We start from the raw sequence: 15457 nt of genomic DNA on the forward strand, positions 1-15457 counted from the left end.
TCTCAATTCTGTCGGGCAATAGTGAGGATTGGTGTTGACCTCAACAGCAGCGTTGTATCGGCGGGTCTGGAAGTTTGCCTGGCCTGCTATTCTTTCCAATATTTCGGTTCCCCTGCTGGGTCTGGTTGATTCTGGGGTCCTGGGGCATCTCTCCAGTGATATTTACCTGGCAGGTGTCGCCATTGGCAGTACATTATTTACACTGCTGTTCTGGGCTTTTGGCTTCCTTAGAATGGGTACTACCGGACTGGTGGCTCAGGCCCTGGGTCAGGATGATCATCAGGAAACCCGGCAGTGGCTGGCCCAGTCGATCCTGCTGGCTGTTGTAATCGGTGTTTTCCTGATCCTTTTATACCGTCCGCTTCTGGATATTGCCCTGCCTTTATTTAACGCGGCTCCTCAGGTGGCCGAGCAGGCCAGAATCTATTTCACCACCCGAATACTTTCAGCTCCTGCGGTCTTGATTAACTACGCGATCGTCGGCTGGTTGATCGGAATGCATCGTCCCAAGGGGCCCATGTTTATTCTGGTACTGGCCAATGTGGTCAATATTATTCTGGATCTGCTGTTTGTTCTGGGTCTCGGAATGGCTACCCGAGGCGCAGCATTGGCAACAGTGATCGCTGATTATACCAGCCTTGTGCTGGGGGTATGGATGGTCAGTCAAACCCTGAGAGGTATGTCCGGAAGCTTTGTTCGCGCAAGGATTCTGAACCCGGGCTCTATGCGCCGCCTGTTGTTATTAAATCGACATCTGTTTGTTCGCACGCTTTGTCTGCTTGCAACTCAGGCTTTCTTTACGGCACAGGGGGCCCAGAGCGGCAGTCATATACTGGCTGCCAACGCTCTGTTACTGAATATGTTGCTGCTGATTTCCAATGGATTGGATGGCTTTGCCCACGCTGCCGAGGCACTGAGCGGCGAAGCTCTGGGGCAGCGAAAAGAAGATCGCTTTAAGCAGATTGTCAGGGTAACGGGCTATTGCTCGCTCATGTGTGCTGTTCTGTTTTTCCTCACCTTCTCGCTGGTGGGGCAGGGCATCATTGGCTTGTTGACGGATATTCCTGCTGTCGCAGAAACTGCCAACATCTATCTGCCCTGGCTGGCCGCCATGCCATTATTTGCTGTCTGGTGCTATTGGCTGGATGGTGTGTTTATTGGTGCCGTGCGAACGGATACGATGCAAAACACCATGCTGGTGGCAACGTTAATTGTGTTCCTGCCGGTCTGGTATGTCACCCGGGATATGGGAAATCACGGCTTGTGGTTAGCCTACAGTGCCTTTATGCTGGCCCGCAGTGCAGGACTGGCTATTGTTTATCGATCCCTGAGTCGGTCCGGGTCCTGGGTCAGATAACAGGAGTGAATGTGTCGGAGACTATAGAAATCAATCATGAACTGGATACTTCAGGTCTGCTCTGCCCGGAGCCGGTCATGATGTTGCATAACAAAGTGAGGGACATGAAGACGGGAGAAACGGTCAGGGTTATAGCGACTGATCCTTCGACCGAGCGTGATATTCCCAAGTTCTGTAACTTTCTGAATCATGAGCTGCTGTCTCGTGAGCAGCTGGAAAAACAGTATATTTACCTGATTCGCAAGGCCGGTGCCTAGGACTTAATCTGGCAATCATTTCACATAACTGTTCCGGGGTCCCAGCATGGTGCGCTGTGCACCATGCTGGGTCGTTGCGAAACGCATTGCGGTAGAGAAATTGAAGAAAATTGACTAAATAGTTAGTTTTTATATAAAGTTGACGAGTTGGTCAGGTATTTGCATTGTCTATACCAGACGCTGATACAGCGGCTATTGGATATAGCTATAAAAGCACGGGTTACGCTGAAATAATTGCGTGCATTTATTCAGAACAGAATTATTACAATAAATCCTGAAGGGAATAATCATGAAGTTAATGAAACAAGCCGCTATTGCTGCAACTATTGCTGCTGCCTCTGCAGGCGCTCAAGCGGATATCCTGTGGAGTAATGTCTCGGCAACTTATTTGACCGGTGACGGCTATTTGAATGCTTTTTCCGGTGAAGAGGGTAAATCCCAGGTGGTAACTCTCGAGCATGCTGCAGCATACACCTGGGGTAAGAGCTTTTCTTTTGTTGATCGTTCTTTTGTAGAAGATGACGTTGATAATGATGACACCTACGGTGAGGTACATATTGATTTTTCGCTTACTGGAGGTGAAGGCTTTAAAGACTCTGTGATCAAGGACGTTTATTTTGCGACACAGTGGGAACATGCTGCGACGGTAAATCTGGATAATATTTTATTGGGTGGTGCAATCGGTTGGAATGTACCTGGCTTTATCTTCCTGGATACTGCCGTTTATTATCGTGCTAATGGCAAAGACTCTTTTGACGTTGAGTTGGATGACAATTTTCAATTTACTACAGCCTGGGCCGTGCCTTTTTCTCTAGGTTCAACTAAATGGTTATTTGACGGCTTTGTGGATATTACTAATGCTACGGAAAATAACTCGGGTAAAGATGTCGAAATGCAAATTATTGCACAGCCTCAGTTAAAACTGGATGTGGGTGATTTCTTCGGTAAAGAAGGCAAATATTACGCCGGCATTGAATACAACTACTGGAAAAACAAGCTTGGTCGTGATGGGCAGGATCAAAACCTGCCACAGTTCATAGTGCAGGCAAATTTCTAAAAGCTTTCATATCTGTCAGTTGGAACAGTGTTGTGATGGAAAAGCCAGCGCTTTGCGTTGGTTTTTCATCATATGGATTTCAGGGCATCCATAAATTTGATCCCCCAATTCTTAAAAGCAGGTTTTAATTCTTTTAAATCTAAGCTCGGCAGGTCATAGCAGTCTGTCCCGCCTGAACGCTTACCAAGTAAAATCATTTTGATAATGATACTTGAGTAACATTCCAACGAGACTATGTGCCTCTCTGTAATGATGAGCTATCAGATCCCGAACCTGCTCCGTCAACGCAAGCCATCACACACGCGGCCGCACATCCCCTATCAGAAGCAAGCAGATTACAGCCTGTGACTTTGGAGTCTGCCATAGCAGAAGAGCATCAAGTCTTGTCAAATCACAGAAGGCAACACTGGACACTATTGTTTGATGATGCAAATTCAAGTGATTGATTTCTGTTTATCACAGGGTCAGGAGGGAAAGGCACTGCAACCGTTTTCGAATACCCGAAATAAATAAAGCACTTTCAAATATAATGTCTATTGTTATTTTTTGTCGATAAAACCTTAAAAAATAAATTCAGACATGAAAGCAACGAGGTTCCTGACTATGGATCACCTGTTTTTTTTATTTATTTTGTCTGTTACTTTGCCGCTCGCTGGTCACTGCAATGCTTATACCAGCCTGTTGAGCTGGGCAGGTTGGGGGAGTTCCTCCAAAGTTACTGAGACATGGGGTGAGACAACGGGAGAAATTAGTAAACTGTCGTTTAGAGGGAACAATCCGCCTCTTCTTCTAACTTATGATCGCAAAGCGGTTGGTGAGAACGGTAAAACAGTTTCTGAATTGGAGAACAATCAGTTTTATGTCATTCTCGATAGTCAACCGGGCGATCAATTTAATTTTTGTTTCCGGACGTCTCCTGCATCGTCGACAGGGGATTTTCCCTCTCTGCCGGTATTTAAAAAGCCTGTAACGGGTCAGGGTATGCCGGATATGCAAAGTGGGAGAATAAGACGGGTTGCTTCAACACCCGACAGGGGTCGATGGCAACACGAGTACTCGGCCAGATGGCGTTTACCGGCAGGTCATCAATCGTTGGTTTTAGCCATTGAAGATAATGATGATGGCTGGATTATAGAACCGGAATGCAGCGGTATTGTTTCAGAAAACGGGTCTTTACCGTTGTTACCTGGCAGTAATGCGTCTGCTAACAAAAAAATATCATTTGTCGATATTTTTTACCGCGATAAACCGACTGAAAAGGATGGGTCTGGACATTCTGACGACAGCAGTCGTGTCAGTGGGCCTTTTGCGATACCCGGAGCCTCGGGTACTGCGGATAACAGCGAACCATTCACAAGCTCTGGCGGAGGCGGTTTTGGCAGTGGCGATGATTTAGGCGATTTATTCAAGAAGAGGCCGAGTGGTGGGATGGGCGGCCCCCTTTACTCCTTTGAATGGATGAGTGAGCAGGTCAGCAGGGTTATTCTGGTGCCTGGCACTGACGGCCAGGCCGTAAAAAAACAGATTTGGGATGCCCGGATTGTGCTCAAAATCAAGCAGGGTTGGAATGAGCAGGCCATTATTATTTCGCAGGAACTTTGGGATAAAATAAAAGCTGCAAATCTTGAAAGGAGTTCAGGGCTTTTTCTGGCATTGTCCAGAAATCCTGATAATCCGGAAGCTGTGTTTGAATATTACCTGAGCAGTAACCCGCCACAACCGCTACAAACAGAACACTACCGTCGTTATGGACAGCAAGCGTTCATTTTAAGTCCCAAACAATTACGCAGCGTGTCCGTTTTTCCTGGCCAGATCTCCACCGGGATCAGCCATCCTGGAGGAACCGGAACCGGAACCGGAACCGGTCAGGCTGGTAGTCAAAAGGGCGATCTCAACAGGGCCCAGCCAACTCAGTTTCAAGGTGGCTATGGTCGTCAAAATCAGGACAGCGGTGGTGGAAGAGAGAGTGGCGGAGATGATGGGGCAGGTGGTTCATCAAACGGTAGATTATGCCAGAATTGTAATAATAATAAGCCTGTACTCGCCTTTAATAAATGCAAAGAATGTCTGGATCGTGAATCTGGTGTACTTGAGCAGGAATCGACTGAAGCGCAGCCTTCTGCAATGGCACAAGACAGGGAAGAAGAACCTGTGTCAGGTACACAAGACGCTGATACTTCAGTAACCGATGTATTTCAATGGTTCAAAGCTTTGGATTTAAATGAAAGGGAGAGAGAAGATTGTTTTCGCATTAATCATTACTATAATTTACCGGCACTTTATAACCTTTTAACGCAAAGTTTGATGTCAGATAAAAATGCGTTAAGTGAATTTTATCCGAAATGGTTTGAATTTTTAAAAGGCAGTCTGTCTCTTTATCACCTTATTTTACAAGTCGGTGAGTTGGCAAAAACCCAGGGAGTTGAAGATTACGCTGAGGTGACAAGGATTGTTAAAACACTTGCTATTCACAGGGATGAGTTTGAGAGCGAAACCAGTTTGAATCGATTCGGAAACGAATTGCTGAACCAGCTAACCGGTAATGATTTTTTAGCTTCTGATGATGTGAGTCAAGTTTTTTATTCAGGATTAGATAGCCAACAGAAAATAGTGTTAATCAATTATATTTATAAAATATTTGAAGAAATGAGTCGGTCGCTAAAAGCTGAAATATTTCCATCAAGTTTTTTAATAGTAATAATGTTCAATAAATTTGGTAGAGATGTTTATGATAGGTACGGTTTTGGTATACCGGATCCGTACAATAATCGTGGGGAGTTAACAAGAATTCTTAAGTTTGGGTTTGGTGGTGAATACTCTTTTATTACTCCAAGTAACAGAAATTATTTAACTGGAACCAATAGTCAATCATTTCATGATTTGGCATTAAATATTAGTACCAATCAGTTTATAGATTTTTATGAAATTGAAACTCTATTGACTGCTTTTGTTCTCATAAGATCAATGCACGGAAAGCGTTTAAAAGATCTATTCTATGAAAATGTTCGTTTTGCGGAAGATGTATCAAGTAAGCAACTTGAGCTTCTAAGAACCTTTACCTTAAAAGCCGGTGAACAGCTTGTTACGCTTCTGGAACAGAAGGGAGCAGAAGAAAAAGACAAGTTTATACATAGTATGTTTTTGATCTTTGGTATGGCCCCTGGGGCACTATTTGGTAAGCCATCGGATCAATCGTTTGATGAACTATCGGGTCCTGAACCCGTTCCGTCAACACAAGCCGTTGCACATGTGTCCGCAGATCCACAGTATCAGCAATCAGAAATAAGCAGGCGACAGCCTGCAACTTTGAGCCCTCATTTAGAAAAAATGATGGGTGTTTGTTCTAAACTAGGCATCGATCCTAACCAAATTGTCGAAAGAAAAAGCACTGTAAAGTTGAGCTCTACCGTAGCACAAGAGGAACTCCTGATTATTGCTTCTAAACTGGGAATCGATTGGCAAAGATTTGCCAAACAGACCGGTGTTTTTAATGAAGAACATCTAAGAGAGATTAATAAGGGTGACGATCATGATAAGGCAAGGGTAATGATAGAAAAATGGCAAAAAATGAAAGGTCGGATTATCTTCGATGACTTACTGGAAGTTTTTGCAAAGATCGGACGATACGACCTTATACAATATTTAGTAAGGCGTTACCATTTTTGAAATGAGTATCTTTGGCCTGCACAGGGCAAGCCTTTACGGCGGAGCAGGCATTGAACGACACTCTTCTTGCAAACTTTGGGCTTGTTACTCAGAAAGACTTATGGATCCGGTTTAACTATCCCCAGTGAATCGCCGACTGCGGACCGGCTTGCCATGGTGTGGGGGCTAGAGACCTCCGGCTAACGGATTTATGTGCAACCCCTGACTTCTTTGCTACTTTTATCCACTATGTCTTGTGAACTTTTGGATAACCGGATCAACCATGAAAATTTTATGTTCAAATATACAAGCCATTGCATTATGTATTTGTAATTTAATTTCATCTGCTTGTCATTCTTCTCCGTTTATTGCAGAACACAGAAGTGGATTTACGATTACCGGAGATATTAGCAGATACGAAAATAGTGTGTTATTTAACAATGTAAGAATGATTCGCTATGCAAGTAATGAAAGCTTGGAAGAATATTCTCATGATTATGTCTATTTTAAGGGGCTTTTGGAAGGACGTAATGATAATAGAGATATCCCCAATGAAGAATTTTTTCTTTTTATGGATAAGTTTAAAGATGTAAGTGTTATACGAAAATTATTACCACTAACATTTTTTGTTAGCGAAGTTACTGATAAGCCTGTCTATATCACAGATATTCAATCTCAGAATGATATTACAATTGCCCATGGTATTGTAACAACACTAAGCAATGAGAATATAACACTTGTATTTTCGGAAAAAAGTATCCACTCCACTGAGTTAGATAACAAATGGACACTTAGGAAAATATACTTATATAAATCTCTTTTAAACTTTGACGGGCTGAATAATGCAAGAGAGGAGCTTTCTTTCACTGAAGTTTATACTGGTAGTCGATGTGAGTTTCTTATTGGTAATAGTAGAGAAATAACTTATCCATCAGATATTGCAGTGAAACTACTATTTAGTGCAAGTGCTTCAGTATTTTCAGTGGCAATCATTATAGTAACCCCAATAGTAGCTGTTTGTATTCCATTTTTACTTCACTCCTTGAAGCAAAGACTTGAATTCCGTTAGTAGTATGATTCACTTACAGCATATAACGAGCCTGTAGAAAAAAACCAAAAACAAAGCCGTAAAACTTGCGGCTCCTGTTATTAGCGAATGCTGATCTAAAACCTTTTCCCAAAGTGGTGTGGTTTTTTTGTTCGGAAAGCCTCCGCTGGACTCGCCATCAGTAATATGAGCGTAAATATTTCTGAGTTAGAAAAATACAGAATTTACCAGCAACCGACTCCTGCCTGAAATATCAGTCCATTGTACTTAGAATTTTTACCCTACCTAGGTCTTATCATGCCCATGATAATGCTTCTTCTAATATTCTCTGAATATAATTTATTCCTGGTTGAGCTTCAGGATTGTTCTTGCCATTAAATATGGTTGTGCCGTGCAGTGCGACCCATGTGTGAAATACCGGGCATGGAGGACATACCTTCAAATCCATAGCTGTGGCTTTCTCTAATGAATTTATGCCCGAAAACTTTAAACTATCAGCCATGTTTTTCCAGGACTCGTCATCAATGGAATCAAAATAAACTGGATCCAGAGTGGCGACTATATTCTTTGCCAGTTGGAAGTGGTGGTTGTCGTTACCTTTTTCGGGTGTTACCGGAGCAACGTATCTTGATGATAAGTCCTTATAACTAAGAGAATCTCCATCGTTTTTTGCTTCAGAGAGATATTTCATAGCTTCAGATGGGCTCTCATACTCGGTTTTAAAGTATGGTGACGAATATTCTCCTGGAAATATGTTCTCTCCTACAACTTTATCCACGTCATTGCTCCTTTTGATACCCAGTAATTTTTAGAGTCTTTTAACTTTGTTTAGTTCTAATTAATTGCTAACAAGAGTGTGAGTATCTCTGACAAAGTGAGATTGAAAGCCGAAGTCGAGATTTAAAAACATTGATGATGGATATTATTTACATGGTGTCAGGGCCACTCTGTTTGAGTTTACCAGGTAGCAATGTGCCAAGTGTTATCATTTCCATGAGAATAATATTTGAGTAGTTGCATCCCAACGAGACTGTGTGCCTCTCTGTAATATTGATCTGGATTATAAGAGTCATTATCAAGTCGACTATCTGGCATTTGATGAAGGTCTATGATGAAAGGCCTTTTCAAAGCGCCTTTTAAAAAAACATCTTTAGACTGCTCTGAAAAAAAACAACAACTATTTTCGCCCTCCCAGGAAGCAGCTCTATCAGGAATCAATAGATAATTGTGGTGTGGTGAAATATGTGCAATCTGTTTTGATAAATGTTCATAATTACTTTCTGCGTCACCACTTAAAATATAATCAAATAACTTTTTCGCTTTTTCTACAGACCATTTTGTTGATTTTCTTTTTTTGAAGTAAGGCATTTCTGAGAAAAATGATTTATGCCACCCTAAGAGCTCTCTATTGATTTCAGATAACTTTTCTACAACGCCTTCTCGTATGTGAGTTAGTGATAATATTTTTGAAATCATTGGCTGAGTAAAAGTCCCATGACTCGCTAATATATAAGGTGGTCTGGTTAACCATTGATTATCAATGTCTGAATAAAATAAATGATTAACCCCGAGCTTTTCTAAACGATTAGCCAGTTCTGTTTTGTTTTCAGACTTTGCCTTATCTATACAAAAGCTTATAGTCTTAGTAATGTTTTGCGATACAATAATTCTAATAGAATCCATAAAATGAAAGTTCATGGATGAGGCGTATCGCTCTAATTGGGCGAGAAATTTTAGTTGCAGATCTGTTTCAAAAGAGATGCATAAAATATTGTCATGATCTTTAAATTCAGCTTTCATCTCATTAATTTGAGATATTGTTAGATTTTTATCTGAATACACTATTAGTAGTGGTATATCACTTTTACTGAGGTTGGTTCCTTCTTCTAAAATTCTTTGAACATAATTAAGTCCCGCTAATTTTTCAGGATTATTCAAGCCATTAAATATGCTGGTACCATGCAGTGCGACCCATGTATGGAAAACCGGACATGGTGGACATACCCTCAAATCCATAGCAATAGCTTTTTCTAATGAATCAATGCCTGAAAATTTTAAACTGTCAGCCATGTTTTTCCAGGACTCTTCATCAATTAACTCAAAATAAGTTCGATCCTGGGTAAAGACTATATTTTTTGAAAGCTTGAGGTGGTGATTATCATCATTTTTTTCGGTTTGAGCCAAAGAAATGCATCTTGATGAAAGGTCTTTATTTAGCAATTGATTTTCTGTGTATTCATCAAGGTTTGGAAGATACTTTTCAGCATCAGCTCTATATCTGGATGGAGTGTCTGCCACCACTTCGGGGTATGGCAGGATGCACCCCCATGATGATATGTCTGGTTTTATCGCTTGATCCATTATTCCATATCCCTTTGGTCTATATGTGCTTTAATATTTTCTCCTGAGATTAAATTCTCGGGCACAGGTAAAAGCTCTAATTTCTCACTTAGATTGTTCAATAAGGTTGTGATATCTGGAATACTAAATACACCTTTTGATAAGTTAATAATTAATTCTATGTGTTTTTTATCTAAATCCTTTTTCCAATCTAAATATGAAAAATCAGGCTCGAAGAAAATTCTTTTAAAACATTTTACATTACAAAAAGCAGCTTTTTCCTCATAAGGCAGAGCATCACAATTATGGCTTAATCGGGTTAAAACATAATAGACAAGATTCCCGATTTTGGATTGTGTTGTACTACCATCCCAGTTAATTCCAAAATCTGTTAGTTTTAATCTGTTTTCACTTTTAAAATAGAGGACATTGCCTTCAGATAAATCAGTGTTGTTTAATAATCCCTTACTCTCAATATACTTATAGGCCTCTAATAACTCAGTAAGTAAAAAATCAAGTTGTCCAATTGATAATTTTATTTTTTCTTTACCCCATAAACCAACAAGTTTATCCAGAGAACAGTCTCCAAGTTCTAAGGCTAAGCATACTTTGTGATCAGAAATAGAAAAATCTAACAGATTTACAATGTTTCTATGAGGGTTTAGCTTACTTAATACGTTGATTTCAATCTCTCCATATCTTTGTGCTATTTTAAGAGCAACAAAATTATCTTTGTTCGTAGATTCTGTTTCATTTTTAGCTAAATAAACTTTTCCATAAGATCCGCAACCAATCAATTGTATTTTTACATAATGGCCTTTAGCTAAAACAACTGTTGTCTCATTAGTTGAGTTTGGGGGTGGTATTTGTGCTCCCTTTACATGGGTCGCTGAAGAAGTCGGCTGCATTTTGGTAAACCTGTAATGTATTGTGAATTTATACATTAGTGTGCTTTACATTTAAAATGTTTCTTTATTTGTTAGCATTACTTACCAATAAGTTAGGAGGATAATAAGCAAAACCGTAAATTTGACCAATCTACCGGTGAACAATTTTCATCCTGTTAAGTACCTGGCCAGTTGGTTTCGCATATTCTGGCGAGTGGATTTTTTCATCCTTCAAGGGGCAACGACGGGCGCGTAGCCATAGCTACGCAACCAGAGTTGGAACGCAGAAGGATGGAAAAAGCCGCCGTCCAGAATATGCGAAACCAACTGGTTAGGTACTTATCTATTCTTGTCGTTTTAGTTGGTTATTCCAGGGCTCGAGCTCGCAGCAGCCTGGTCGTTTCTATTTTTTTTGTTTTCCGAAATATCCAGTGCTATTTTTCAAGGTAAATAGACCATGAGAACAGTTTATTATGAGGTTCAAAAAGACGATCTCATTGTTGCTGATATTTTTGCTTTCATTTCATTCGTACGCAACAGTTCTTTCAATCAGTTCTCGTTTTCTTTCGATTAACGACAGGGGATTAATAATATCATATAAAAAAAGTGCTGAGTGTCATCAAATGTTTTTGAATGCTTGTGAAATATCTGGGCTTGCAGAAATAATTGATATGATTCGAATTATATCTTCAGTAGTCTTAATAGGAACTCAATATAATCCAAAAAAACCAAAAGAAATATATTTGAGGCAATTAAAAAGGTTGGCAGAAGATGGTTTAGGTCGCACTGGTTTTAATCAGCTGATAAAGTCTTCTTCTGTATCCGCGTCAGGTGGTTTTGTTGATTTTACTTTTCTGGGTTTGCAAAAAAATAAAGACTTAAATGATCAGTTAATGGAGCTCTTACTAGGAGTTTTGAATATTTTGAATGAAGGTGGAGAGTATATCAACATATGTAGTGACTTAGGCTTGAGCGAAGAGCTTCAAGAGTTAAAAAGTGAAATTATGGGGTTAAAGCAAAGTAAATAAAAGCATTATTCGTATCAGCTTTCGTTTTTTCAAGTCTGACTATTCTGGTCTTGGCAGAGTCAATAGAAATATTTTGCAAGATGCATTAGCTTAGTTTGTGAAAATTCCTGCATCTGCCAATTCTATCCGGGACTTGGTTCAACTGCTCACTGCAGTCGGTGGTTCAGCTGAAGCTGGTGTTATGTTCCCGGGCTGGTCTATGCTATGACTCAGTTCTTTACAGTTGAGGAGCTCAAAGCATGACCGATCCATTGAAGATAGCAAAGTATTACTTCCAACTCTCAAATGACAGTAATTTTGATGAGATCACAAAGCTATTTTGTGAAAGTACTACTTACAGATCAGGAAAGGGTGAGCTTTTTCTGGGTGTGAATGACATCATGACTATGCAGAGACTTTATCATGGTATGTTTGTAAGACTTGAATGGCAAGTAAGCAGTGTCACAGAAACCAAACCCGGAATTGTTCATTTTACTTTTAACTTTGTCGGTGAAACACACACTGCTGAAGTTGTAGAGTATTCTGGTTCGGAAGATGTGGTCGTGTATGATGGGAAAATTCAGCACATTCAGGTTCAACGACGGTGAAATCTTGAAACTCTTTTAATAAAACTCATCAAGACGATTAAAAGCATACTTTAAAATCGGACCATAAAAAATACAGGCTCTACGGCGCACCTGAATACGATTTCGAGCGTATAGGTTAGTGATTTAATATAAAGTATAAGGGGGAAAGAGTAGAACAAAGAGCATCAGAGTTAGAGGTAGTGGAGGAAAGATGATTAAAAAATATTCCCATGTCTTTCTGTTAGTGGTTCTAACTGGTTGTTTTTATACCAGTCAGGGCGATATTCATGAATACGTTTATAGAGGGAGTATTTCAGGTTATGCATACGACGAGTATAAATTGTATTTATATAAAAATGATAAACTTTTATCCAATCTACGAGCAAAAAACCTTGAAGTTATAATTTATTCTCCAGTCAACCTTACTTTAGAAAATGATAAGCCTGTTGAAATACTTAAAGATGGTAACTATGTCATCAGGGTTTTAATGAAAAGAGCCTTTTCAAGAAGAAATGCTACCTATAATTATGAGCTATCTCTTTCGGTGTATGATCATTAAATTAATAAATTAGAATCAATTTAAAACTGTGAGAAGGTATTTTATAGAATCTTTTAAGTGGTTCTTGTGATGAAAATATCAAACTAATAAAAATGCACTTGGCAGGGTTTTTCACGAGATTCCTGCTGTGCGCTCCTCAAGCGACAGGCGTTATAAGCCTCTCAGTATAAGCTATAATACCCAATCTGATTTTGTTCTATTTAAGTTGGTGTTGTAATGAAGGTTTCTGTTCTACTCTTTGTTGTTAAATTTATTTCAATAAACACTTGGGGCATGATGGAAGAAGATAACTCAGGTTCTGATAAGAATATCAGCCAGGACACAACTGTAAAAAAAACTGTAAAAAAAGAAGAGTGCAGTGTGAAATCACTAACTTATTTATTAAATCCTCCTTTGCAAGTAATCGTAATAACAACTGATGGTGATATTTATCAAGCAATTACTGGCGTGATGATGGGGCAATTTTATTTGACTGTGGCACATGTTTTACCTTTGTACGATCTGGATTCAATTAGCCAAATATTTGTTGGTCATCCCCAAGGCTCATTTTATAAAGAAGTGATTGTAGATTCCATAAGCTTTAACCCTGGGCAAGGAAGGGATCAGTGCGTATTAAAACCAAAATATTAAGAAATAGAGTTCATAACAAAGATTAGCAAGGGACTTTCCCTGTAGCGCAGCCTCTCCAAATGGGGGGGTTAATAATTAGAAAAAATCTTCCCTGACATCAGGTGCTTAATCTTCGATCATTTCGGTGAAGGCTGCAATGGCATCAGGGTCACCATGTTTAATTTTGTTGGCAATGATGTGGTGAAAGAAATACTTGAAATCTTCATGCTCCTGCGCTGGAAAAAGGCATTCATCTTTGGGCAGAATGGGTGTGGTTTTTACTTTCTTCTCATCGGCCAGCATGGCAAGAATACGACCATCATTGTACAGGCGCCAGCTAGTGACATGAATCAACATCAGGGTGTGAAAGTTGTCTTCTGTCAGGATGGCATGAGTGCCAATATTGTCGCCAATTTCCTGCAAAATGAAGTTAGGGTCTTCTTCTTGCGTTTGAAAGTATAGGGCGGCGGTTTCCAGCTCTGTTATTTTGTATTCGGGAGGCTCAAAAAAGGCGTGATCATGAAAGCTGTCGTAGTAGCCTTCCCAGCGTCCATTCAGCGGATCATTGAGCTCTCGGGCAGGCACCAGCTTATTGAGCCATGGCACCAGAGCATCCACTGTACCATCTTTTTTCAGGGCCCAGCAGAGAATTTTCATACTGAACAGTTTTCCGGGATTAGCGTCGTTGCTGTAAAGCATTTCCAGGCCATCCTGCTCCGGCGCCAGCCTGATAATTTTTTCACTTTCGGTTTCGTTGACGGGTTTGCGGGTAAAAAGGTCAATCACATTCCCTTCGTCATCCGGCTTTTTATCCATTGAATCTCCCGTGCTGCAGGGCGCATAAGTGTGAGTCAGGAATCGCCCTTAAGGCTGTCTATCGGCACTGGAGTCTGGAAGTTAATTCGGAGGGATTTGTCCGGGTTGCATCTGGCATTCAGACAGCACTTTTTGCCAACTTCGGGTATGGCGCAGAATGGCCTTGTCCAATTGCTGCCAAACTGAAAAGGCGTAATCAGAACCGGTAATGGCCAATAGGTAGTCTTTCATGGCCTTGTCTGGAGCAGGTGGCAGTTCAAGCAGTAAAGGCAACATGACAGATCGCCACTCTCTCCCTTCTGAAACGACTTTGGCCATGTAGGGTTGGATACTGTCGACGTAGAAAAGTCTGAAGACGTTGTTGAGTCGTTCTATTTTTACAGAGCGCCGACCTTGAGGGCAGATATTGTCGCTCTTTTCCAGCATCACTGAAACACGGTTGAGAGTGTTGGTAATAGCTGACGCGGCAGCCAGTAGTTGACCACTGTAGTGAGAAGCGGTTAATTGTTGCAGTTGCATTTCCAGAGACTGTTGATCGTAGGGAGGAGCAAAACGGTCATTTTTCAGATAAAGCCTCAGATAGTTTAAGGCTTCCAGTGTTCCCTGACGGCCATTATCTCCATGGAGAGGAAGCAGGGTCTGAAAGCCGCTCAACTGGCTTGGCAGTTCAGTTCCAGACAGCAGCATGTTCCATTTGGCGGCAGGCAATGCGGCTTCTTTCCGCTGAAGGATAGCTTTCAATCTGGCTCTTAGTTCTGCCTTTTTATTCTGCTGCTGTAAATAGTTTGTGCAGTCTTCCAGCTGGACGATCAGTTTTTTTTCGTAGTGCAGCAACTGGGAAGGCTGCATCTGCTTACCTAAACTGTTGTTGCGGTGTGCAATAAGCTGCGTAAGTCTTGGGCATTCGAGAAGATTCAGGGCTTCCAGTGCTTTTAAACGAATATCCGGTAATGGATATTGACGCTGTCTTAACGGAGGCATTTCAGGAAAACTGACCGTAGCAGACGGCATTGGCTGTCCGGTAACGTTACTGATTCTTTCTTCATACTCTTCCAGCTGGTATTCAGCTGTGGAACGATAACCACAGCCTGCCAGTGTGATCAGCAAAAGCAAGGCAAGGGAGCGAACAGTTACTTTCAAAGTCATGAGCAGTGATTGACAGGATTGAGTGCAGTATAGGTTTTATTTCTCAAACAGGAGTGACCGATCCACATAAGCCCTGAGTTGTTAATTTTAAGAATGGACTATAGTATCACGCCATCACTGGATTTAACGAATACGGCCATCG

General features: G+C 40.8%; 14 protein-coding genes. 9 read left to right on the forward strand and 5 right to left on the reverse strand.

Features of this window, described 5'->3' with window-relative positions:
• Window positions 1–31: 31 nt before the first annotated feature.
• The 5 genes from ACO6VG_RS16130 (at window position 32) to ACO6VG_RS16150 (ending at window position 7385) form a co-directional block, all read left to right on the forward strand.
• Window positions 32–1357, forward strand: a complete 1326-nt coding sequence (locus tag ACO6VG_RS16130; protein WP_422133241.1) for an MATE family efflux transporter — start codon at window positions 32–34, stop codon at window positions 1355–1357.
• Window positions 1358–1368: 11 nt separating this feature from the next.
• Entirely contained in the window at window positions 1369–1614 is a 246-nt protein-coding gene (gene tusA, locus ACO6VG_RS16135; protein WP_422133242.1) for a sulfurtransferase TusA, read from the forward strand.
• A gap of 289 nt (window positions 1615–1903) precedes the next feature.
• Window positions 1904–2671, forward strand: coding sequence for a hypothetical protein (locus ACO6VG_RS16140; protein ID WP_422133243.1), 768 nt, complete (start codon window positions 1904–1906; stop codon window positions 2669–2671).
• A gap of 603 nt (window positions 2672–3274) precedes the next feature.
• The gene (locus tag ACO6VG_RS16145; RefSeq protein ID WP_422474709.1) at window positions 3275–6337 is read left to right on the forward strand and encodes a death domain-containing protein; all 3063 of its coding nucleotides are present in this window, start codon (window positions 3275–3277) and stop codon (window positions 6335–6337) included.
• A 262-nt stretch (window positions 6338–6599) separates the two neighbouring features.
• A complete protein-coding gene (locus ACO6VG_RS16150; RefSeq protein ID WP_422133245.1) occupies window positions 6600–7385 on the forward strand; it encodes a hypothetical protein in 786 nt (261 codons plus the stop codon).
• 274 nt (window positions 7386–7659) lie between these two features.
• On the opposite strand, the gene ACO6VG_RS16155 is transcribed toward ACO6VG_RS16150, so the two are convergent.
• The 3 genes from ACO6VG_RS16155 to ACO6VG_RS16165 all read right to left on the reverse strand — a co-directional run bounded on the left by ACO6VG_RS16155 (window position 7660) and on the right by ACO6VG_RS16165 (window position 10612).
• Window positions 7660–8142, reverse strand: coding sequence for a hypothetical protein (locus ACO6VG_RS16155; protein ID WP_422133246.1), 483 nt, complete (start codon window positions 8140–8142; stop codon window positions 7660–7662).
• Between the two features lie 179 nt (window positions 8143–8321).
• A complete protein-coding gene (locus tag ACO6VG_RS16160) occupies window positions 8322–9725 on the reverse strand; it encodes a hypothetical protein (protein WP_422133247.1) in 1404 nt (467 codons plus the stop codon).
• Window positions 9725–10612, reverse strand: coding sequence for a protein kinase domain-containing protein (locus ACO6VG_RS16165; RefSeq protein ID WP_422133248.1), 888 nt, complete (start codon window positions 10610–10612; stop codon window positions 9725–9727). Before ACO6VG_RS16165 ends, ACO6VG_RS16160 begins: the two co-directional genes overlap by 1 nt.
• A 602-nt stretch (window positions 10613–11214) precedes the next feature.
• On the opposite strand from ACO6VG_RS16165, the gene ACO6VG_RS16170 reads away from it, so the two are divergent.
• From ACO6VG_RS16170 to ACO6VG_RS16185, 4 genes are all read left to right on the forward strand, one after another.
• Window positions 11215–11619 (forward strand): hypothetical protein, encoded by a 405-nt coding sequence (locus ACO6VG_RS16170; RefSeq protein ID WP_422474712.1) that lies wholly within the window; start codon window positions 11215–11217, stop codon window positions 11617–11619.
• Window positions 11620–11858: 239 nt separating this feature from the next.
• Entirely contained in the window at window positions 11859–12206 is a 348-nt protein-coding gene (locus ACO6VG_RS16175) for a hypothetical protein (protein ID WP_422474714.1), read from the forward strand.
• A gap of 190 nt (window positions 12207–12396) precedes the next feature.
• A complete protein-coding gene (locus ACO6VG_RS16180) occupies window positions 12397–12744 on the forward strand; it encodes a hypothetical protein (RefSeq protein WP_422474716.1) in 348 nt (115 codons plus the stop codon).
• Window positions 12745–12960: 216 nt separating this feature from the next.
• Entirely contained in the window at window positions 12961–13374 is a 414-nt protein-coding gene (locus ACO6VG_RS16185; RefSeq protein WP_422133252.1) for a hypothetical protein, read from the forward strand.
• A 105-nt stretch (window positions 13375–13479) separates the two neighbouring features.
• Here the strand turns inward: ACO6VG_RS16185 and ACO6VG_RS16190 are convergent, their stop codons facing one another.
• Window positions 13480–14169: a hypothetical protein gene (locus tag ACO6VG_RS16190; RefSeq protein ID WP_422474717.1), complete on the reverse strand. Its 690-nt coding sequence runs from the start codon at window positions 14167–14169 to the stop codon at window positions 13480–13482.
• A gap of 81 nt (window positions 14170–14250) precedes the next feature.
• Window positions 14251–15315: a DUF3080 family protein gene (locus ACO6VG_RS16195; protein WP_422474719.1), complete on the reverse strand. Its 1065-nt coding sequence runs from the start codon at window positions 15313–15315 to the stop codon at window positions 14251–14253.
• Window positions 15316–15457: the final 142 nt, after the last annotated feature.

The sequence above is a fragment of the Endozoicomonas sp. ALB032 genome, from assembly GCF_049310125.1.
Classification (GTDB): Bacteria; Pseudomonadota; Gammaproteobacteria; order Pseudomonadales; family Endozoicomonadaceae; genus Endozoicomonas_A.

What these genes read in the sequence shown, in the direction of transcription:
- ACO6VG_RS16140 (WP_422133243.1), top strand. Translation starts at nt 1,904, where the DNA reads ATGAAGTTAATGAAACAAGCCGCTATTGCTGCAACTATTGCTGCTGCC.
- ACO6VG_RS16180 (WP_422474716.1), top strand. Translation starts at nt 12,397, where the DNA reads ATGATTAAAAAATATTCCCATGTCTTTCTGTTAGTGGTTCTAACTGGT.
- ACO6VG_RS16185 (WP_422133252.1), top strand. Translation starts at nt 12,961, where the DNA reads ATGAAGGTTTCTGTTCTACTCTTTGTTGTTAAATTTATTTCAATAAAC.
- ACO6VG_RS16150 (WP_422133245.1), top strand. Translation starts at nt 6,600, where the DNA reads ATGAAAATTTTATGTTCAAATATACAAGCCATTGCATTATGTATTTGT.
- ACO6VG_RS16170 (WP_422474712.1), top strand. Translation starts at nt 11,215, where the DNA reads ATGTTTTTGAATGCTTGTGAAATATCTGGGCTTGCAGAAATAATTGAT.
- ACO6VG_RS16165 (WP_422133248.1), bottom strand. Translation starts at nt 10,612, where the DNA reads ATGCAGCCGACTTCTTCAGCGACCCATGTAAAGGGAGCACAAATACCA.
- ACO6VG_RS16190 (WP_422474717.1), bottom strand. Translation starts at nt 14,169, where the DNA reads ATGGATAAAAAGCCGGATGACGAAGGGAATGTGATTGACCTTTTTACC.
- ACO6VG_RS16145 (WP_422474709.1), top strand. Translation starts at nt 3,275, where the DNA reads ATGGATCACCTGTTTTTTTTATTTATTTTGTCTGTTACTTTGCCGCTC.
- ACO6VG_RS16160 (WP_422133247.1), bottom strand. Translation starts at nt 9,725, where the DNA reads ATGGATCAAGCGATAAAACCAGACATATCATCATGGGGGTGCATCCTG.
- ACO6VG_RS16195 (WP_422474719.1), bottom strand. Translation starts at nt 15,315, where the DNA reads ATGACTTTGAAAGTAACTGTTCGCTCCCTTGCCTTGCTTTTGCTGATC.
- ACO6VG_RS16175 (WP_422474714.1), top strand. Translation starts at nt 11,859, where the DNA reads ATGACCGATCCATTGAAGATAGCAAAGTATTACTTCCAACTCTCAAAT.